This is a genomic window from Rhizobium sp. BK377 (assembly GCF_014193935.1).
GTDB lineage: Bacteria > Pseudomonadota > Alphaproteobacteria > Rhizobiales > Rhizobiaceae > Rhizobium.
This window is the reverse complement of the sequence record NZ_JACIAC010000008.1, coordinates 154,775-172,099: the sequence shown is the minus strand read 5'-3', so window position 1 is coordinate 172,099 and position 17,325 is coordinate 154,775. Positions and strand designations below refer to the sequence as shown.

The window sequence follows — 17,325 nt, the reverse complement described above, 5'->3', positions numbered from 1 at the left end:
TTCATTCCACCCTAAAGAAAAAGGCGGTAGTCTTCTCTTGGCAAGATTTCGATTCTCTTTGCGGTTTTCCCGCCCAAGGCCGGAAACCGGGGAAGGAGTGACAGGCGGATTGTGAAACTCTCTCTTTTCCTTTAAGGGGACGCCACGAGATCGATCCACGCGCGCCATCCCAAGGGCGCCAACAACTAGAGAATAACCACAATGAACCGTCGCCGCCGTATCTACGAGGGCAAGGCAAAGATTCTGTATGAAGGACCTGAACCGGGCACGCTGATCCAGTTCTTCAAGGATGATGCCACTGCTTTCAACAAGAAGAAACACGAAGTCATTGATGGCAAGGGCGTCCTCAACAACCGTATTTCTGAATATATCTTCAGCCATCTGAATAAGATCGGCATTCCCACCCACTTCATCCGCCGGCTCAACATGCGTGAGCAGCTGATTAAGGAAGTGGAGATGATCCCGCTCGAGATCGTCGTGCGCAACGTTGCCGCCGGCTCGCTCGCCAAGCGCCTCGGCATCGAGGAAGGCGTGGTTCTGCCGCGTTCGATTATCGAATTCTATTACAAGTCCGACGCGCTCGAAGACCCGATGGTCTCCGAAGAGCACATTACAGCCTTCGGATGGGCAAATCCGGCCGAGCTCGACGACATCATGGCGCTCGCCATCCGCGTCAACGACTTCATGACCGGCCTTTTCCTCGGTGTCGGCATTCAGCTCGTCGATTTCAAGATCGAATGCGGCCGTCTCTTCGAAGGCGACATGATGCGCATCATTCTGGCTGACGAGATCTCGCCGGACAGCTGCCGCCTCTGGGATATCGAGACCCACAAGAAGATGGACAAGGACCTCTTCCGCCGTGATATGGGCGGGCTGCTGGAAGCCTATTCCGAAGTTGCGCGTCGTCTCGGCATCATCAATGAAAACGAGCCCGTGCGCGGCACCGGCCCCGTTCTGGTTAAGTAAAAGCAGGGAAAAACAAGTGATCAAGGCTCGCGTCACCGTCACGCTGAAAAACGGCGTTCTCGATCCTCAGGGCAAGGCCATCGAAGGCGCGCTCGGCGCCCTCGGCTTCGGCGGCGTCGGCCATGTCCGCCAGGGCAAGGTCTTCGACCTGGAGCTCGAAGGCAACGATAAGTCCAAAGCCGAGGCCGATCTCAAGGCCATGTGCGAAAAGCTGCTCGCTAATACGGTCATCGAGAACTATACTATTTCTCTCGACTAAGGGTTGTGGCGAGTGACCAATGACTGAAGTACCCCAAGAGCTGATGCATGAGTCGCTGAAGCGCATGCATGCGGATATTTCGGGCATTAAAGATGGCCAGAACGAGATTAAAGCCGAACTCAACGCAATGCGCGGCACAATGATTTCGATGCAGCAAGACATCCATAATATCTACGGTGTCCCGTCGCGTCACGACCAGCGCCTCGATCGTATTGAAAATCGTCTCGAACTTCGAGAATTGGCAGAAGCACAAACAAGGTTTGAACAGAACCCATGAAATCAGCCGTCGTTCAACTTCCGGGCCTCAACCGCGATCGCGACATGATCGCCGCTCTCACCAAAATCTCCGGTCGCCAGCCGGTGACGATCTGGCAGACGGAAACGGAAATCCCTGATGTCGACCTGATCGTCATTCCCGGCGGCTTTTCCTATGGCGATTACCTGCGCTGCGGCGCGATTGCCGCACGCATGCCGGTCATGCAGGCGATTATCGAGAAGGCGAACCAGGGCGTGAAAGTGCTTGGCGTCTGCAACGGCTTCCAGATCCTCGTGGAGGCTGGCATGCTGCCGGGCGCGCTGATGCGCAATGCCTCGCTGAAATTCGTCTGCCGTGAGATCAAGCTCGAAGTCGTCAATGCCGAGACGGATTTCTCCCGCGCCTATGAAAAGGGCCAGATCATCCGCTGCCCGGTCGCTCATCACGATGGGAACTATTTTGCGGACGCCGAGACGCTCGCTGCCATCGAAGGCAACGGCCAGGTCGTCTTCCGCTATGCCGAAGGCACCAACCCGAACGGCTCGGTCAACGATATTGCCGGCGTCATGAACGCCAAGGGCAACGTTCTCGGCATGATGCCGCATCCGGAAAACCTGATCGAAGCCGCCCATGGCGGTTCGGATGGCCGCGGCCTCTTCGCCTCGGCGCTCGACGTCATCGCCGCCTGATTTCTGCCAAGAGCAAGATAGATGCGCCCTCGCCTTTTCGCAGCCGTTGCTAACGCTGCAACCTTTGCCGGCCTTGCCGCACTCGTCGCTGCCTGCCAGTCCCCGACACCCGCAAAGGGACCGGACCGCAGTGCGCTGTCGACGATGGAACGCGTAGCCCTCGGCGCCAATAGCTGCTGGTTCAAGTCGGGCGATCCGGCTTTTGCCGCCTACAGGCTCGCACCGGAACTCAATTCCTTCTCCGGCCGGCCGCGCATTCTCGTCGTCCACAAGGCAAGCCCCGAAGCTCGCCCGCTGCTCGTGGTGCAGGCCGAAGGCAGCCCGGCGAAGATGCAGGCTTTCGGTCCGATGATGTCCGAGCCGGTTGCCGGCCGCATCGCCGCCGATGTCACCCGCTGGTCGGGCGGCAATCGCGCCTGCAGCTAAGTTTCCCGTCTCAATCCCAGAAAAACGACTTGCTGATTTCGCGAGCGGCATCGGACTGCGACAGGCCGATATCCTTGAGCTGGTCTGCGGTCAGTCCGCGCAACGTCTGGCGCCCCTCCCGCTTCTGTTGCCACAGAAGGAAGCCTGCCCACAACCGGCCGAGCCGGGTTATTGCCGGAGACTGCGTCGGGATGACAATCTCATGCGGGCCATCAATAGAGACAATCGATACAATCTGACCCTTGATGTGAGGTACAGCGGACATCTTCGACTCCTGTAGTTTCCGCTAACGAATTGTCTCATATCCTTGACAGGATGAGGGTGACAATCTATTCATTGTCACCATGACAAATTGGCTCCCAGATCTCTCGCAGGGCTCCGGCCCAGTCTATATGCGGCTTGCGGACAACATCGAATCCGCCATTGCTTCTGGTGCTTTGCCGGCGGGCACCAAGCTGCCGCCGCAACGAAATCTTGCCTATGACATTGGGGTGACAATCGGAACAATCGGTCGCGCCTACGCACTTGTACACGAGCGCGGTCTCGTCGCGGGCGAAGTCGGTCGCGGTACCTATGTACTTGACCGTGCCAATACGCCTCCGAGCGACCAGACAGATCCCATTACCCTCTCGCTGAGTGGCACCCGCGTTGCAGACGCCCCGGCAAACAAGCTTCGTTTCGACACGACCGCCGCCCCTGATCTCGGTCAAGGCAAGATCATCGCCGGCATCATGGCCGAGATTGGCGAGCAGCATCTGGCCGAAATCTCTTCTTATTCGCGTAGTTTTCCGTTGAGTTGGTTTGAAGCAGGCCGTCTCTGGCTGGCGCGCAACGGCTGGTCGCCGGAAGTCGAAAATGTCGTTCCGACGCTTGGTGCGCATGCTGCGGCAATTGCCGTCATCACCGCCGTGTCGGCGCCCGGTGACAAAATTGTCTTCGAGAACCTCACCTACACACAGGTCAGCCGCAGCGTCCGGCTGCTTGGCAGGCGCACGCTGACGGTCGAGTCGGATGAGAACGGCGTCATTCCCGAAGATTTCGAGCGGCTCTGCCAGCAGCAGCATCCGAAGTTGATCTTCCTGATGCCGACTGTCCACAATCCCACATTGGCAATCATGCCTTATGAGCGTCGCGTCGCAATTGCCGACATCGCCAGACGGCACGGTGTATGGATCATCGAAGACGATCTCTACGGCGGCATGGCGAATGACGCAACGCCACTGCTTGCCTCGATCGCGTCCGATCGCACCTTCCTGGTCAACGGCCTGTCGAAATCGGTTGCCGCCGGCGTGCGTGGCGGCTGGGTCGCCTGCCCACCGCATTTCGCCCAGCGCATCAGGGTCACGCACAAGATGGTCACAGGAGGGCTGCCCTTCATCCTGGCCGAAACCTGTGCGCGGCTGGTCCAGAGCGGCAAGGCGCACGAGATCCGCAATGCAAGCGTGGTGGAATTGTCAGCCCGTGTCAGGCTTGCCCGTGAGCAGTTGCAGGGCTTCGAATTCGAGTCCCACCTGCACGCGCCCTTCCTATGGCTGAAACTGCCGGAACCCTGGATGTCAGGCACCTTCAAGAATGCCGCCTACAGGGATGGTGTGCTGGTGGATGACGAGGATGAGTTCAAGGCGGCCCGTGGCGAGAAAGTTTATCACCGCGTGCGCATCGGCTTCTCCTCACCGAAGGATAGGAACCAGCTGGTTGCAGGCCTTATGATATTGAGACGTCTATTGGAAAATGGCGGATCTGCCTACGACGGGGAAATCTGAACTGTTGCAAAATAGCGTCAGGATTGGGGAAAAGACCGCAATCGAAATACAAGCGCTTTACCGCTGAAACCTGCATGTTACCTCTTTCTCATTCCGCTGGTCGGGCGGGAATCAAGGGACAGCAGATGAAATCCGATTTCCGTTCACTCCTGTTGCGCCTCTCGAGTATCGCGTCGGTCGCAGTAATTGCCAGCAGTCTGGGAATGTCATCAGCGGCGCAAGCCGGAGACAAGATTTTCGACGAATTGCGCTTTGGCGCCTCCGCTTCCATCCAGGGCGGCCATTCGGGCGAAGACGGCATCTTCCCCGAAATAACGGCCCTTTTCGACCCGTTCGGCTTCGAGCAGGCGACGGACTGGAAGCAGCAGCTCATGCATCCGCGTGTTCATGTCGGCACCTCTATCGGTACGGCCGGCGAAGCGACCCAGTTTTTCGCCGGTTTCACCTGGACGGTCGACCTCAGCGACAAAATCTTTGCCGAAGCTGGCTTCGGCGGCGTCATCCATACCGGTGAACTTCGCGACAATGACGATGGCCCCGACCTCGGCTGTCGTGTGCTGTTTCATGAATATCTCGGCGCCGGCTATCGCTTTACCAGCAACTGGAATGTCATGGCGCAGATCGCCCATTCCTCGAATGCCAACCTCTGCGACGGTCCGAACGACGGCATGACCCGCGCCGGGCTGATGGTCGGCTATAAATTCTAGTCTTGCAGAGCCGGTCCTCGCGCCACGGATCGGCGCAGACGGCCGTTAAACAGCATGAAGGCGGCATGAAACGTGTCGCCTGTAGGATTTTCCCGACGGAACCTTGTTCAATCCAGTTCAGTCCTATTTGGACTTGGCCGATGCAAAAGCATCGAACCGGCATGTCAAACAATCTTTCCGCGGGCCACGACCGGCCAAGACTCGACTGACGCCAAACCGTTTCCTGCAACGTAAACCGCGTCGACCATGTTGGTGACCACGCACGCGTGGTTCGGCACGATCTGCAGTTTATCTCCCACCGACAGCCCTATTGGCCCGCTGCTAATCAGCCGGCCATGCTCCTCGGATAGTTGGTCGATGACGATATCGTCGCGCCCCCGCACATGGCCGTAACCTATCAGGCCTAAAAGATCCGATGTCAGGATTTTGGAGCCTGCGTCGACGATCACGCGGTTGGCAGCGGGCACAGAGACGACGGTTGTCAGCACGCTGAGTGCGCAATCCTCCCAGCCACAGGCGCCGCGCGACACGAGAGACCGGTCGTTGTAGACGTAGGTTCCGGGGCGATATTCAGTCGTAACCGGCGCGTCTGCTGCGTGCATCATCGAAGGCGTCCCGCCTGACGTGATGACGGGCACCGCGATGCCGAGCGCTTCGATGCGAGTCTTGGCCGCCATCATGAAAGCCTCGACGGCAGCCTCCCCGCCTGCAGGAGGATAGGTCATAAGACCACCGAAAACGACGCCAGGCAGCGTCTGGATAAGGACCGCGAGAGCCTCTGCCGCTTCGGGAGTGAGCACACCGCAACGGTTGGCCCCGGTGTCGCATTCCACCAGGACTGTCAGCGGCTGAAATTCGTTTCGGAAGGCCTCCGAGAGGCCGTTCACGACAGCCGCATTATCGGCAACGACCGACAATTTCACCTTCTTTGCGAGCGCCTTCAGACGTTCAAGCTTCTCAGCGCCGACGATGTTGTAGGTAATCAGCACATCGGTGATTGCACTATCGGCGGCAACCATCGCTTCGGCCTCCGATACCTTTTGACAGGTAATGCCAACCGCGCCGGCCGCAATCTGCAAATGGGCAATCGCCGGCAGCTTGTGCGTCTTGATGTGCGGGCGAACGCGCAAGCCGTGGGTATCCGCGTAACGCTGAAAACGGCCGATATTGGCGGTGGCGATATCGAGATCGATCAGAACGGCAGGAGTTTGAATGGCTGCGATATCCGCGGGCGAAAAAGTCATGGCAAACCTCGTATGGAACGAACCTGCGGTGCGGACAAATGTGCCGCTCTTTGGCGCCGCATCAAATATCAACCATCGCTATTGACAATTCATCAGCCAGGGGACTTGATATGTCAATCCGATAATACGGACAGATGTCCGCTATATCGGATTAATCAGAAACACACGGTTCTCAGGGGAACAATCATGACCATATCCTTCCGCGCCGGCCTGATTGCGCTGGCCGCAACTGCAGTTCTTTCAAGCCCGGTCTTCGCCGCCGGAAGTAAGCTCGATGAGGTACTTGCTCGCGGTCATCTCGTTATGGGGACCGGCAGCACGAATGCGCCCTGGCACTTCAAAAGCGCCGACGACAAACTTCAGGGTTTCGATGTCGATATGGGCCACATCATCGCCAAGGCCCTCTTTGGCGATCCTGACAAGATCGAATACGTCAACCAGTCGTCCGACGCTCGTATTCCCAACATCACGACGGACAAGGTCGACATCACCTGCCAGTTCATGACGGTCACCGGCGAACGCGCTCAGCAGATCGCCTTCACGATTCCATACTATCGGGAAGGGGTTGGCCTGATGCTGAAGGCCGATGGCAAATATGCCGACTACGCAGCGCTCAAAGCTGCCGGCTCATCGGTGACGATTTCGGTCCTGCAGAACGTCTATGCGGAGTCGATGGTTCACGCGGCGCTCCCCGAAGCTACCGTCGACCAGTACGACTCCGTCGATCTCATCTATCAGGCACTGGAATCCGGTCGTGCGGATGCAGTCGCAACTGACCAGTCGTCACTCGCCTGGTATATGGCCCAGAATCCAGGGAAATATCGGGATGCCGGTTACGGCTGGAACCCACAGACTTACGCCTGCGGCGTCAAGCGCGGCGATCAGGATTGGCTGAATTTCGTCAACACCGCCCTCCACGAGGCCATGACCGGCGTTGAATTCGACGCTTACGCCAAGTCGTACAAGACATGGTTCGGCAAGGATCTGACCCCTCCGCAAATCGGCTTCCCGGTCGAATACAAGTAACTGGCCCGAGGGAGCGGGTCTTTCCCGCTCTCTCCCTGAAAAGGGCGGTCTGCCATGGGTTATACGCTGAATTTTGCTGCTGTCTGGCGCAACTTCGATTTTCTTCTTAGCGGCTTGATGTTGAGCCTTGGCTTGGCGGTCGTTTCGATCTTGATCGGGGCTGTCCTTGGCCTGTTCGTCGCATTCGCGCTGCTCTCGAAGAGCCGTGCCGCGGTCGCGCCGGCAAGAATCTACGTCACCGTTATTCGAAATCTTCCTATTCTCGTGCTCGTCCTGTTCGCGTTCTTCGCGCTGCCTCAGATGGGCTTCCGGCTGGACAAGATCAAAAGCTTCGTCTTGGTTCTCTCGCTTTATTCGGGAGCATATCTCGCGGAAGTTTTCCGCGCCGGACTTCTGTCGATTCCCAAGGGATTGAGCGAAGCCGGAATGGCGATTGGCTTGACGTCGATGCAGATACGCACATCGATCATAGCGCCGCTGATGTTCCGCAACGTACTACCCTCGTTGTCCTCGACAATCATCTCTCTCTTCAAGGACACATCGCTTGCGGCAACGAGCGCCGTGCCCGAGCTGACGTTTGCAGCGCGCAAGATCAATGTCGAGAGCTTCCGTATCGTCGAAACCTGGATGGTCACATCGGCTCTCTATGTCGTCACCTGTTTCCTCATTGCCGCTCTGATGCGTTTTGTCGAGCGGCGTCTGGCATTGCCGAGGTAAGCCAATGTCTCAGACCTTTCTCGATCAACTTTGGATCGCCCGTCATGTCATCCTGAATGGCATGGCGATGACCGTATCGATCTCCCTTCTGGCCATTCTCGCAGGCTCCGTGCTCGGCCTCTTCGTAGGTCTGGCGCTGGTCTACGGAAACAGTGTGCTGCGCCTGATCGTACGGGCCTATACGGATGTGATCCGAGGCACGCCCGTTTTGGTGCTCGTCCTCGCGAGTTACTACGTCTCCAGTGCCGTGGGCTTGGAATTGGGAGCATTCGCGGCGGGTGTTCTGGCGCTGGCGGTATTTTGTTCGTCCCACGTGGGTGAGATCGTTCGCGGTGCTCTTCAAGCCATCCCGAAGGGGCAAACCGAAGCCGCAAAAGCGATCGGCCTGACTTTCACGCAGACATTCACCTCCGTCCTATGGCCGCAGGCGCTGCGCCAGTGCCTGCCGGCCTGGGTCAATACGGCGGCGGAAATGGTGAAAGCGTCGACGCTGCTGTCGGTGATCGGGGTGGCGGAACTGCTGCTGCGCACGCAGGAGATCATCTCCCGCAACTTCATGAGCCTGCAATTCTATTTCCTGGCCGGGGCTCTCTATTTCGTCGTCAACTTCGGTATCGAGCGTTTCGGCAGATTCATCGAGCGCAAGACTGCCCTTCCATCCTGAGGAGGCCGATCGATGGCCAAAACAATGCTTGAAATCAAGAGCCTGCGCAAAAGCTACGGCCACCACGAAGTGCTCAAAGGGGTCGACTGCTCCGTCCAAGAAGGCGAGGTCATTTCCATCATCGGCTCGTCCGGCTCGGGCAAGACCACGATGCTGCGCTGCGTGAACATGCTGGAGGAATTCCAGGGCGGCACGATCAGCCTGGACGGCGAAGAGATCGGCTACCACGTTGAGGGTTCGACACGTCGGCGCAAGAGCGAGAAGGAGATTGCCCGCCAGCGCGCGCTCACGGGGATGGCTTTTCAGCAGTTCAACCTGTTCCCGCACATGACCGCAGCCCAGAACGTCATGCTCGGCCTCGTCAAGGTCAAGAAGATGCCGAAGAACGAAGCGCGGTCGATCGCGGAGCGTTGGCTCGACCGGGTCGGCCTGTCGGCACGGGCCGATCATTATCCGGGCCAGCTTTCCGGCGGTCAGCAGCAGCGCGTGGCGATCGCCCGTGCGATCGCGATGTCGCCGCGTCTTATGCTGTTTGATGAAGTGACCTCGGCTCTCGATCCCGAACTGGTGGGTGAAGTGCTGCAGGTCATCAAGGGGCTTGCGGCGGATGGCATGACCATGCTGCTGGTCACCCACGAGATGCGCTTTGCCTACGAAGTGTCATCACGGGTCATCTTCATGAATCAGGGGGTGATCTGCGAGGAAGGCAATCCGAAAGAAATGTTCGTGAATCCAAGGACGGAGCGCCTGGCTGAATTCCTGAAGACATCCAGCTTCAACTAAAAAGGAAAATGACAAGAATGACTATCAAGCGTTATGGGGCTGGCGAGACAGGCGCAGGCGGACAGCCACTTCCCTTCGCCCGAGCCACCGAAGCAGGCGGCTGGCTCTATGTTTCCGGCCAGGTACCTATGGAGAACGGCGAGATCGTTGCTGGCGGGATCGTTGCTCAGAGCCGAAAGGCAATCGAAAACCTGATTGCCATTCTCAATGAGGCGGGCTACAGCCTTGAAGACGTCGTGCGTGTGGGCGTGTGGCTTGACGACCCGCGCGATTTCTGGAGCTTTAACGGCGTGTATGCTGAATATTTCGCAGAAAATCCTCCGGCCCGCGCTTGTGTCCAATCCAGCATGATGGTCGACTGCAAGGTCGAAGTCGATTGCGTGGCCTACCGCGCGGATCGCGCCTAGCATTGGAGAGAAAAGCATGGCTGAGGCCGGTATCGACACAGTATCGCGGCGCACCCGAGGACTGGATCGTGCCTTCGAGATCCTCGAGTTCCTGCGAGTGAAGCGACAGCCGATGCGGCCGAACGAGATTGCCGCCGAAATTGGCGCGCCTCGATCTTCGGTCTACGAGCTGGTCAATCTCCTGCTCAGCCACGGCATGCTCGACTACCATGGGGGAGACGGACGCGTTAATCTTGGTCGCCGCCTCTATTTCCTTGGAACGGCCTACGCCGAACAGTTCGATCTGATGCGGGAGTGCGACCGCATGCTGGTGCGGCTGGCCGAAGAAACCCGCGAGACGGCACAGATGTGCCTGCTCGAAGGACGCAAATACACCGTCGCCATGATGCGTGAGGGCATCCGGCCGTTCCGCATCTCCTCGAATGTCGGGGAGCTCGTTTCCATCCCCTGGACGGCGTCGGGCCGTTTGCTCGTTTCGCATCTGAGCGATCAGGAGATTATCGATCTGATCCCGCCGGAGGACTTCGTTCTCCCCAGCGGTCGGCAGATGAAGCCGGCAGAATTTATCGCCCAGGTGCGTCAGGCGTCCCGCGACGGGTTTTTCACCTTCAATAGCGAGGTGGAGAATTTCACGCATTGTTTCGCCGTACCGGTTCATCAGGCCGATGGTGCCTGCATCGCCACCCTGTGCCTCGTAACTCCGCGCGAGGACGGCGTGCGGAATAGAACGAAATATCTGGAGAGCTTGCTTGGTGCAGCCAACGAGATTTCGGAGAAGCTCGGATACCAGCGAGTTCAAAGGTCGGTCGACGTCGAGGGGGCAGGCAGGGTCTCGGCCAATGTCCGGTAGTCGAATCTCTCGACCTGCTACCTCCAAGTCACCCGTAAGGAACCTAGGATGCCTGCCCTCTGTTGACGGCAGGCATTTTCCTGTCGCGCGCAGTTCTTACATAGGCTAAAGACACGGCAAACGCGCCTAGGCAGGGATTTTCGAGAGCTCATGACCATTCCCAACACTATCAAGATCACGCCGGAACTCATCGCCTCACACGGCCTCAAGCCGGATGAATATCAGCGCATTCTGGATCTGATCGGCCGCGAACCGACCTTTACCGAACTCGGTATCTTCTCGGCCATGTGGAACGAGCACTGCTCGTACAAATCTTCGAAGAAGTGGCTGCGCACGTTGCCGACCAAGGGACCGCGCGTCATTCAGGGACCGGGCGAAAATGCCGGCGTGGTCGATATCGATGACGGCGACTGCGTCGTCTTCAAGATGGAGAGCCACAACCATCCCTCCTATATCGAGCCCTATCAGGGCGCGGCGACCGGTGTCGGCGGCATCCTGCGCGATGTCTTCACCATGGGCGCGCGCCCGATCGCGGCCATGAACGCGCTGCGCTTCGGCGAACCGGACCATCCGAAGACCCGCCACCTCGTTGCCGGCGTCGTTGCCGGTGTGGGCGGTTACGGTAATTCCTTCGGCGTGCCGACGGTCGGCGGCGAAGTGGAATTCGATGCCCGCTATAACGGCAACATCCTCGTCAACGCTTTCGCGGCCGGCCTCGCCAAGTCGAATGCCATCTTCCTGTCGGAAGCCAAGGGCGTTGGCCTCCCGGTCGTCTATCTCGGCGCCAAGACCGGCCGCGATGGTGTCGGCGGCGCGACCATGGCATCGGCCGAATTCGATGAATCGATCGAAGAGAAGCGTCCGACTGTTCAGGTCGGCGACCCCTTTACCGAAAAGTGCCTGCTCGAAGCCTGCCTTGAGCTGATGCAGACCGGCGCCGTCATCGCCATCCAGGACATGGGTGCGGCCGGCCTCACCTGCTCGGCCGTGGAAATGGGCGCCAAGGGCGACCTCGGCATCCTGTTGGAACTCGACAAGGTGCCGGTGCGCGAAGAGCAGATGACGGCCTATGAGATGATGCTGTCGGAAAGCCAGGAGCGCATGCTCATGGTGTTGCAGCCGGAAAAGGAAGAGGAAGCCAAGGCGATCTTCGTCAAGTGGGGCCTCGATTTCGCCATCGTCGGCAAGACCACCGATGATCTGCGCTTCCGCGTCATGCACCAGGGCGAGGAAGTGGCAAACTTGCCGATCAAGGATCTCGGCGACCAGGCGCCGGAATATGACCGCCCCTGGCGCGAATCCGGCAAGCGTGCGCCCCTGCCCGCCAACCTGGTTGCGGCACCGGAAGATTACAACGAAGCGCTGCTGAAGCTCGTCGGCTCCGCCAATCAGTCGAGCCGCCGCTGGGTCTACGAACAGTACGACACGTTGATCCAGGGCAACTCTCTGCAGCTTCCGGGAGGCGACGCCGGCGTCGTGCGCGTCGAAGGCCATCCGCTGAAGGCGCTGGCCTTCTCCTCGGATGTCACCCCGCGTTATGTCGAGGCCGATCCTTTCGAAGGCGGCAAGCAGGCCGTGGCCGAATGCTGGCGCAACATCACCGCGACCGGCGCCGAGCCATTGGCTGCGACTGACAACCTCAATTTCGGCAATCCGGAAAAGCCGGAGATCATGGGCCAGTTCGTCGAGGCCGTTAAGGGCATCGGCGAAGCCTGCCGCGCGCTCGACTTCCCGATCGTCTCCGGCAACGTCTCGCTCTATAACGAAACCAATGGTGTCGCGATCCTGCCGACGCCGACCATTGCCGGCGTCGGCCTGATGCCCGACTGGCGCAAGATGGCCCGCATTGGCGGCGCTGCCGAAGGCGACAAGGTTCTGCTCATTGGCACCGACGGCAGCCATCTCGGCCAGTCCGTCTACCTGCGCGACATTGTCGGCAGCACCGAAGGTCCGGCTCCGCAGGTCGATCTCTTCGCTGAGCGTCGCAACGGCGATTTCGTCCGCTCGGTCATCCGCAACGGCCAGGCGACCGCCTGCCACGACATTTCCTCCGGCGGCCTCGTGCTGGCGCTTGCCGAAATGGCGATGGCATCAGGCAAGGGCCTCAAGATCAGCCTCAGCGAAGGCAAGGGTGCTGCCCACGCCCTGCTCTTCGGTGAGGATCAGGCGCGTTACGTGCTAACGGTTCCTGCCGACGTCGCCGATTTCGTCTGCGCCAACGCAGAAGGCGCAGGCGTGCCCTTTCGCCGCCTCGGCACTATCAAGGGCGATGCCCTCGTCATCGACGATCTGATTGCGCTGCCGATTCAGCAATTGCGCGATGCCCATGAATCGTGGTTCCCTGATTTCATGGATAACAGCGGCGAGCTTGTCGCTGCGGAATAATGCGCAAGGAGTAATGATCATGGCCATGAAACCCGGCGATATCGAAGACATGATCAAGGCCGGGATTCCCGGTGCCAAGGTAACGATCCGCGATCTGGCAGGCGATGGCGATCACTACGCCGCCGAAGTCGTTGCGGAAGCCTTCCGCGGCAAGAGCCGCGTGCAGCAGCACCAGATGGTCTATGAGGCGCTGAAGGGCAATATGGGCGGCATCCTGCACGCGCTTGCCCTGCAGACCTCGGCACCGGATTGAGCGGGATTTGCGCCGGCTCGATGAGGCGCCTTCCTACCGGGGCGGACGCAAAACGTATCGTCGAACTGTAGGCCAATTTTAAGTGCTCACCGTGTATCTATCGGATACCTGGTTGGAGCCACGCCATGCAGATCGATCTGTCAATCAATTCCCGCCATACGGAAGAAATTGTGTCCGGGAAAAGGCCTTTAGCGATCTGGCGAATCTTCATTGCCGTCTACGCGGCCGCACTGGCGATCGCGCTTCTCGACCTTGCCGACGTGCACAGCTTTCTCGGCGACATCGACGATCGCATGCGTGAACTGCAGATACGCCATTTTTTCTCTGCGGGCGGAAGCTGGTACGATCTGAGCCTGCCGGTGATCGCGACCCCGGATGCATATAGCTCTCCGTGGTCGAGACTGATCGACCTTCCTTTTATCGCAATCACCACGGCGCTGGCCCCGGCTTTCGGCCTTGAAAAGGCGATGTCGATCTCGTTCGACATTTGGCCGCCGATGATGCTTTCCTTTTTCTGTTTGCTGGTTGCGATAGTCCTGCGCCCCCAGCTTCGGGCGACTGCCCTGCTGAACTACACCCTGACGATCACGGCAGTCATTCTGATGACATTCGCTGTTTGGGAGTTCGTTCCCGGGCGCATCGACCATCACAATATGCAGATCGTCGGTCTTATGATGATCCTGGCCGGCCTCCAGAAATGGGATAGGTCAGGTGGCATTCTTGCCGGCGTGGGCACCCTTCTGTGCTTCGTCATCAGTCTCGAAGGTCTGCCATTCATCGCTGTCGGCTTCGCCGGCCTGGTTCTGTGCTTTCTTCTGAATGTGGAAGGCACGCGACGAATTTTGTTTGCCGCAGCCGCGACAATCCTTGTTCTGACTATCCCCGCCGCGTTGGTTTTCATCGGTCCCAAAGCAAGCCTGTCGATGCAGTGCGACGCCTTCTCCGCGCCCTACATTCTGCTTGCAATCGGCTTCTCCGCCACTCTGGCCGCCGGTGTCGCATTTCTTGGCCAGAAACGCCTGCATATGAAGCTTCTCGGCCTCGGCCTGCCGGCCGCCTGCGTCGCAACCACCGCTGCCCTCTTGTTTCCGCGCTGCCTCTCAGGGCCTTACTGGATGATCGATCCGCTCTCCAAGGCCGATTGGCTGGATAGGGTCTCCCAGGAATACAGTTTCTTTTACTTCCTCCAACATGGGCAATTCTTCATCGTGGTAATGCTGGCAGTGCTCGGCTGTATCGCCGTGATGGCGGTGCCCGGCATAATCGAAGAGACGCGGAAGCATCGCCCTGCGATGGCCATCATCTTTGCGATTGCCGTCACCAGCCTGCTGCTGACACTGCTTCAGACGCGAAATATTCGCTTTGCCTTTGCGTTCATTCCACTCTTCTTGCCACTCGCCATCCAGCTCGGGGCGCGAATGGAAACTTCCGTTGCCGATCGATCACGTGGACTTGCGGCATTTGCCGCCGTGCTAGTCATCGTGGCGATCATCCTGTTGCGATTTGCCGTTCCTCCCCAAACGTCGCAGTACGACGCCATCGACTACATGGCCTATGACGAATGTCCGGGGCAGGACTTCTCCGTACTTTCGAGCCAAAAGCCCGGCGGAATTGCGGTGCCGCAAGGGCTGGCTCTGCCCCTTGTCTTCGCAGCACCTGACGGCTTCTCCGTTGCAGCCGTTCCATTCCATCGGGCATCGCCCGGGATGAAGCGAATGTTCGAGGCCTTTACGACACATGACAGCGAAGTCCGCCGCACGGCACTCCTGCCGTTCGATTATGTCGCGGTCTGCCGTTTTCGCCTCGCCGCGGATCCGAACCAGGCGCCGCTTTATGCCGAATTGGCTAAAGGCGGCTCGTGGCCAGGTCTCGAGCGTGTGCCGGCGCCGTCGAAAACGGATTTTCAACTCTTTCGCATAGATCACGCCGCGTTGCGATAAGATGCTCGAAAGCTATGGCATTGCATTCTCGGAAGCTCGAAAGTGCAAGGAGAGAATGAAGATGGGTCAAGTCATCGATACCGATCTCGTTTCCCCAGGCAAACGCGCGTCATATCTCTTCGAGGCTGTGGAAGGTTCGCCGCTGCCGGTCATCGATCTCTCCCGGTCGCGCTTCAAGGATCGTAATTTCCGCGCGAGTTTTTCGGGACGCATGTTCGGCAATGCCTTCCTCACGCGTTTCAACGCCATTGCGGTTCATCTGGCGCGTGCCTAGAATGAAATCTCCGAGCGCTCCAGCAAGATGCTCCTGCTCGCCTTGCTGCATCAGGGAACCTATGAATAGCTCTTCGACTATCACGCACCTTTCCCCTACACCCGGCCCGGCGATATCCTGCTGCTCGATCTCGATGCGCCACAAAGCGTGACCTTTTCCAGAACTCGCCGTTCTCGGCCTTATCTCCACGGCTGCCGCCTTCGGCCTGCAGACCGTCGCCCAGCGTTATACGACGGCATCGCGGGCGGCTGTTCTGGTGTCGGGCGAAAGCATTTTCGGCGCACTCGGCGCCTATGTCTTTCTCGATGAGCGGCCGCAATGGCATGTGCTGACAGGTGCCTTGCTGATCTTCACGGCGATCATGATCGTGGCGCTTTCCGCCCATGTCCCCGCTGCCAAACTGGAGGTGGAACAGGAGGGGTGAGAGCGGTCAGAGCGGCAGCTTGCTCTGCTCGGGATCGGCAAAGACCGATGCCGGCATCGGGCCAGCCGTCAGCAGCGTAAAATCGAAGGCTGATTTCATGTCTGGCCCCAGCACATATTGGCGGTGCACGCGTAACTGATCCCCACGGATTTTCTTGTAATGTTCAGGGGTCAGCATATGCCGCACGCGGATATGGATCATGCTCGCCTGCGGCGCATCCGGATGGCCGGAAACGCTGACGACGGGCACTTTGTAGAAGTTGATCGAGTCCGTCAGGCACTGCACGTCAAGCCAGAAAATGTCAGGACAGCGGGCGATCAGGCCGACGCGCGAGCGCAGGAGCGTCGCCGACGACATCAGCGCGCATTGAAGGATCGCGCAGCCAAGTGTGGCAAAGACCACCCGCTTGCCCTTGAAGACATCCGGCTCCCGCTCCAAGAGAATGCCGACGACATGCGCCGCGACGCTGGAGCCCATGCTGTGTGAGGAGATGACATATTCGTCGGCCTCCTCCTCGAGTGCCTCGCGCACCGACGTCGCGCATTGATCGAGCCAGTCGTTGAAAACAGGCCTGTCCATGCGCGCCAATGCCACCGCCATTTCCCAGTCGGCGAAAAGATGTAGCGTGTGGAAGCGCTCCGAGAACGGCAGGAAACCGAAGATGAAGAAGATGGCCGCCAGCGGCGCACTCCAGCCGACGTGCCAGCCGGGAAGCCCCAGCCAGTAATGCAGCGTCAGGATCTGCAGCGTGATGACGATTGCAAGCGCCGTCAGGAGGAAGGGAAAGATGAAGAAGAGGCCAAAGCGCCAGGCGTGGCGGAAATAGCCGGCCATGCCGCCCTCGCGCACCACCTGCCAGAAGCTCTCGAAGCCCAAGGCGATCCGGCTTGCCGTATTGCCCTTGCGCAGCTGCTGCACCAGGTCGTTATGGTCGAAGACATGGACGCGCGTCTGCGTCTGCCAACCGTCGGCGCCGGTGCCGACATCGAAGGAAACAAAATCCCCCTCGCTAGCCGTACCCGTTGAAACCTGGTATCCCCACACGGATGCACTCTGCCGGGCGGTGCGCTCATACCGCGCCCGATGCGCTTTTCCGTCCAACGGCTCAAATCCGGGGAAATGCAGAACGACCCGCTTCTCGACGAGTTTCATAAGTCTTTTTCTTCTTTCCGGCGTGTTGTGATCGCCGTTGCTCGACTGACGGTTCGCCCGAAAATGCGGCGAAAAACCGGATAAAACCTTCGAGCCGTCTTGCTAAGCGAACTCTTCCGGAATTCAATGGGGTAAGGCGC

At 59.0% G+C, this 17,325-nt stretch carries 20 protein-coding genes and 1 pseudogene; 18 read left to right on the top strand and 3 right to left on the bottom strand.

Features of this window, described 5'->3' with window-relative positions; genetic code table 11:
• Positions 1 to 201: 201 nt before the first annotated feature.
• Genes purC through FHT92_RS26165 form a run of 5 tightly spaced genes read left to right on the top strand, consistent with a single transcriptional unit; the run spans position 202 to position 2,596 of the window.
• On the top strand, positions 202 to 966 hold the full coding sequence (gene purC / locus FHT92_RS26185; protein WP_007826228.1) for a phosphoribosylaminoimidazolesuccinocarboxamide synthase: 765 nt from the start codon (positions 202 to 204) through the stop codon (positions 964 to 966).
• A 16-nt stretch (positions 967 to 982) separates the two neighbouring features.
• Positions 983 to 1,225, top strand: coding sequence for a phosphoribosylformylglycinamidine synthase subunit PurS (gene purS / locus FHT92_RS26180; protein ID WP_183830796.1), 243 nt, complete (start codon positions 983 to 985; stop codon positions 1,223 to 1,225).
• Between the two features lie 19 nt (positions 1,226 to 1,244).
• Positions 1,245 to 1,502 carry a hypothetical protein gene (locus FHT92_RS26175; RefSeq protein ID WP_183746927.1) on the top strand — a complete coding sequence of 86 codons (258 nt, stop codon included), beginning with the start codon at positions 1,245 to 1,247 and terminating at the stop codon, positions 1,500 to 1,502.
• Positions 1,499 to 2,170, top strand: a complete 672-nt coding sequence (purQ, locus tag FHT92_RS26170; protein ID WP_183830794.1) for a phosphoribosylformylglycinamidine synthase subunit PurQ — start codon at positions 1,499 to 1,501, stop codon at positions 2,168 to 2,170. The genes FHT92_RS26175 and purQ overlap by 4 nt, the downstream gene beginning before the upstream one ends.
• A 21-nt stretch (positions 2,171 to 2,191) precedes the next feature.
• Complete coding sequence (locus tag FHT92_RS26165) at positions 2,192 to 2,596, top strand: hypothetical protein (RefSeq protein WP_183830792.1); 405 nt, start codon at positions 2,192 to 2,194, stop codon at positions 2,594 to 2,596.
• Positions 2,597 to 2,606: 10 nt separating this feature from the next.
• Here FHT92_RS26165 and FHT92_RS26160 read toward each other — a convergent pair whose 3' ends face one another.
• Positions 2,607 to 2,861, bottom strand: coding sequence for a DUF1127 domain-containing protein (locus FHT92_RS26160; protein WP_183746919.1), 255 nt, complete (start codon positions 2,859 to 2,861; stop codon positions 2,607 to 2,609).
• A gap of 79 nt (positions 2,862 to 2,940) precedes the next feature.
• Between FHT92_RS26160 and FHT92_RS26155 the strand changes: the two genes are divergently transcribed.
• Complete coding sequence (locus tag FHT92_RS26155; RefSeq protein WP_183746914.1) at positions 2,941 to 4,359, top strand: PLP-dependent aminotransferase family protein; 1,419 nt, start codon at positions 2,941 to 2,943, stop codon at positions 4,357 to 4,359.
• A 125-nt stretch (positions 4,360 to 4,484) separates the two neighbouring features.
• On the top strand, positions 4,485 to 5,066 hold the full coding sequence (locus FHT92_RS26150) for an acyloxyacyl hydrolase (RefSeq protein WP_183746910.1): 582 nt from the start codon (positions 4,485 to 4,487) through the stop codon (positions 5,064 to 5,066).
• A 164-nt stretch (positions 5,067 to 5,230) separates the two neighbouring features.
• Here FHT92_RS26150 and FHT92_RS26145 read toward each other — a convergent pair whose 3' ends face one another.
• Positions 5,231 to 6,310, bottom strand: a complete 1,080-nt coding sequence (locus FHT92_RS26145; protein ID WP_183830790.1) for a D-TA family PLP-dependent enzyme — start codon at positions 6,308 to 6,310, stop codon at positions 5,231 to 5,233.
• 186 nt (positions 6,311 to 6,496) lie between these two features.
• On the opposite strand from FHT92_RS26145, the gene FHT92_RS26140 reads away from it, so the two are divergent.
• The 11 genes and pseudogenes from FHT92_RS26140 to FHT92_RS26090 all read left to right on the top strand — a co-directional run.
• Positions 6,497 to 7,336, top strand: coding sequence for a transporter substrate-binding domain-containing protein (locus tag FHT92_RS26140; RefSeq protein ID WP_183746904.1), 840 nt, complete (start codon positions 6,497 to 6,499; stop codon positions 7,334 to 7,336).
• A 54-nt stretch (positions 7,337 to 7,390) separates the two neighbouring features.
• Positions 7,391 to 8,053, top strand: a complete 663-nt coding sequence (locus FHT92_RS26135; RefSeq protein ID WP_183830788.1) for an amino acid ABC transporter permease — start codon at positions 7,391 to 7,393, stop codon at positions 8,051 to 8,053.
• A 4-nt stretch (positions 8,054 to 8,057) separates the two neighbouring features.
• Positions 8,058 to 8,717, top strand: a complete 660-nt coding sequence (locus tag FHT92_RS26130) for an amino acid ABC transporter permease (RefSeq protein WP_183746898.1) — start codon at positions 8,058 to 8,060, stop codon at positions 8,715 to 8,717.
• Positions 8,718 to 8,729: 12 nt separating this feature from the next.
• Positions 8,730 to 9,500 (top strand): amino acid ABC transporter ATP-binding protein, encoded by a 771-nt coding sequence (locus FHT92_RS26125; protein ID WP_281413047.1) that lies wholly within the window; start codon positions 8,730 to 8,732, stop codon positions 9,498 to 9,500.
• 17 nt (positions 9,501 to 9,517) lie between these two features.
• Positions 9,518 to 9,907, top strand: coding sequence for a RidA family protein (locus FHT92_RS26120; protein WP_183746893.1), 390 nt, complete (start codon positions 9,518 to 9,520; stop codon positions 9,905 to 9,907).
• Positions 9,908 to 9,923: 16 nt separating this feature from the next.
• The gene (locus FHT92_RS26115; protein ID WP_183830787.1) at positions 9,924 to 10,757 is read left to right on the top strand and encodes an IclR family transcriptional regulator; all 834 of its coding nucleotides are present in this window, start codon (positions 9,924 to 9,926) and stop codon (positions 10,755 to 10,757) included.
• A gap of 150 nt (positions 10,758 to 10,907) precedes the next feature.
• Entirely contained in the window at positions 10,908 to 13,142 is a 2,235-nt protein-coding gene (purL, locus tag FHT92_RS26110) for a phosphoribosylformylglycinamidine synthase subunit PurL (protein ID WP_183746887.1), read from the top strand.
• A gap of 19 nt (positions 13,143 to 13,161) precedes the next feature.
• Complete coding sequence (locus FHT92_RS26105; RefSeq protein ID WP_007826248.1) at positions 13,162 to 13,395, top strand: BolA/IbaG family iron-sulfur metabolism protein; 234 nt, start codon at positions 13,162 to 13,164, stop codon at positions 13,393 to 13,395.
• Positions 13,396 to 13,520: 125 nt separating this feature from the next.
• Positions 13,521 to 15,335 carry a hypothetical protein gene (locus FHT92_RS26100; protein WP_246735559.1) on the top strand — a complete coding sequence of 605 codons (1,815 nt, stop codon included), beginning with the start codon at positions 13,521 to 13,523 and terminating at the stop codon, positions 15,333 to 15,335.
• A 61-nt stretch (positions 15,336 to 15,396) separates the two neighbouring features.
• Positions 15,397 to 15,609: a hypothetical protein gene (locus tag FHT92_RS26095; RefSeq protein WP_183746884.1), complete on the top strand. Its 213-nt coding sequence runs from the start codon at positions 15,397 to 15,399 to the stop codon at positions 15,607 to 15,609.
• A gap of 175 nt (positions 15,610 to 15,784) precedes the next feature.
• A pseudogene (locus tag FHT92_RS26090) lies at positions 15,785 to 16,033 on the top strand (EamA family transporter); the annotation flags it as partial.
• Positions 16,034 to 16,039: 6 nt separating this feature from the next.
• Here the strand turns inward: FHT92_RS26090 and FHT92_RS26085 are convergent.
• Positions 16,040 to 17,185, bottom strand: a complete 1,146-nt coding sequence (locus tag FHT92_RS26085; protein WP_183830785.1) for a hypothetical protein — start codon at positions 17,183 to 17,185, stop codon at positions 16,040 to 16,042.
• Positions 17,186 to 17,325: the final 140 nt, after the last annotated feature.

Bases quoted from the DNA above. Each gene is read 5' to 3' on its own strand.
- purC (WP_007826228.1), top strand. From the start codon at position 202: ATGAACCGTCGCCGCCGTATCTACGAGGGCAAGGCAAAGATTCTGTAT.
- FHT92_RS26175 (WP_183746927.1), top strand. From the start codon at position 1,245: ATGACTGAAGTACCCCAAGAGCTGATGCATGAGTCGCTGAAGCGCATG.
- purQ (WP_183830794.1), top strand. From the start codon at position 1,499: ATGAAATCAGCCGTCGTTCAACTTCCGGGCCTCAACCGCGATCGCGAC.
- FHT92_RS26165 (WP_183830792.1), top strand. From the start codon at position 2,192: ATGCGCCCTCGCCTTTTCGCAGCCGTTGCTAACGCTGCAACCTTTGCC.
- FHT92_RS26160 (WP_183746919.1), bottom strand. From the start codon at position 2,861: ATGTCCGCTGTACCTCACATCAAGGGTCAGATTGTATCGATTGTCTCT.
- FHT92_RS26155 (WP_183746914.1), top strand. From the start codon at position 2,941: ATGACAAATTGGCTCCCAGATCTCTCGCAGGGCTCCGGCCCAGTCTAT.
- FHT92_RS26150 (WP_183746910.1), top strand. From the start codon at position 4,485: ATGAAATCCGATTTCCGTTCACTCCTGTTGCGCCTCTCGAGTATCGCG.
- FHT92_RS26145 (WP_183830790.1), bottom strand. From the start codon at position 6,310: ATGACTTTTTCGCCCGCGGATATCGCAGCCATTCAAACTCCTGCCGTT.
- FHT92_RS26140 (WP_183746904.1), top strand. From the start codon at position 6,497: ATGACCATATCCTTCCGCGCCGGCCTGATTGCGCTGGCCGCAACTGCA.
- FHT92_RS26135 (WP_183830788.1), top strand. From the start codon at position 7,391: ATGGGTTATACGCTGAATTTTGCTGCTGTCTGGCGCAACTTCGATTTT.
- FHT92_RS26130 (WP_183746898.1), top strand. From the start codon at position 8,058: ATGTCTCAGACCTTTCTCGATCAACTTTGGATCGCCCGTCATGTCATC.
- FHT92_RS26125 (WP_281413047.1), top strand. From the start codon at position 8,730: ATGGCCAAAACAATGCTTGAAATCAAGAGCCTGCGCAAAAGCTACGGC.
- FHT92_RS26120 (WP_183746893.1), top strand. From the start codon at position 9,518: ATGACTATCAAGCGTTATGGGGCTGGCGAGACAGGCGCAGGCGGACAG.
- FHT92_RS26115 (WP_183830787.1), top strand. From the start codon at position 9,924: ATGGCTGAGGCCGGTATCGACACAGTATCGCGGCGCACCCGAGGACTG.
- purL (WP_183746887.1), top strand. From the start codon at position 10,908: ATGACCATTCCCAACACTATCAAGATCACGCCGGAACTCATCGCCTCA.
- FHT92_RS26105 (WP_007826248.1), top strand. From the start codon at position 13,162: ATGGCCATGAAACCCGGCGATATCGAAGACATGATCAAGGCCGGGATT.
- FHT92_RS26100 (WP_246735559.1), top strand. From the start codon at position 13,521: ATGCAGATCGATCTGTCAATCAATTCCCGCCATACGGAAGAAATTGTG.
- FHT92_RS26095 (WP_183746884.1), top strand. From the start codon at position 15,397: ATGGGTCAAGTCATCGATACCGATCTCGTTTCCCCAGGCAAACGCGCG.
- FHT92_RS26085 (WP_183830785.1), bottom strand. From the start codon at position 17,185: ATGAAACTCGTCGAGAAGCGGGTCGTTCTGCATTTCCCCGGATTTGAG.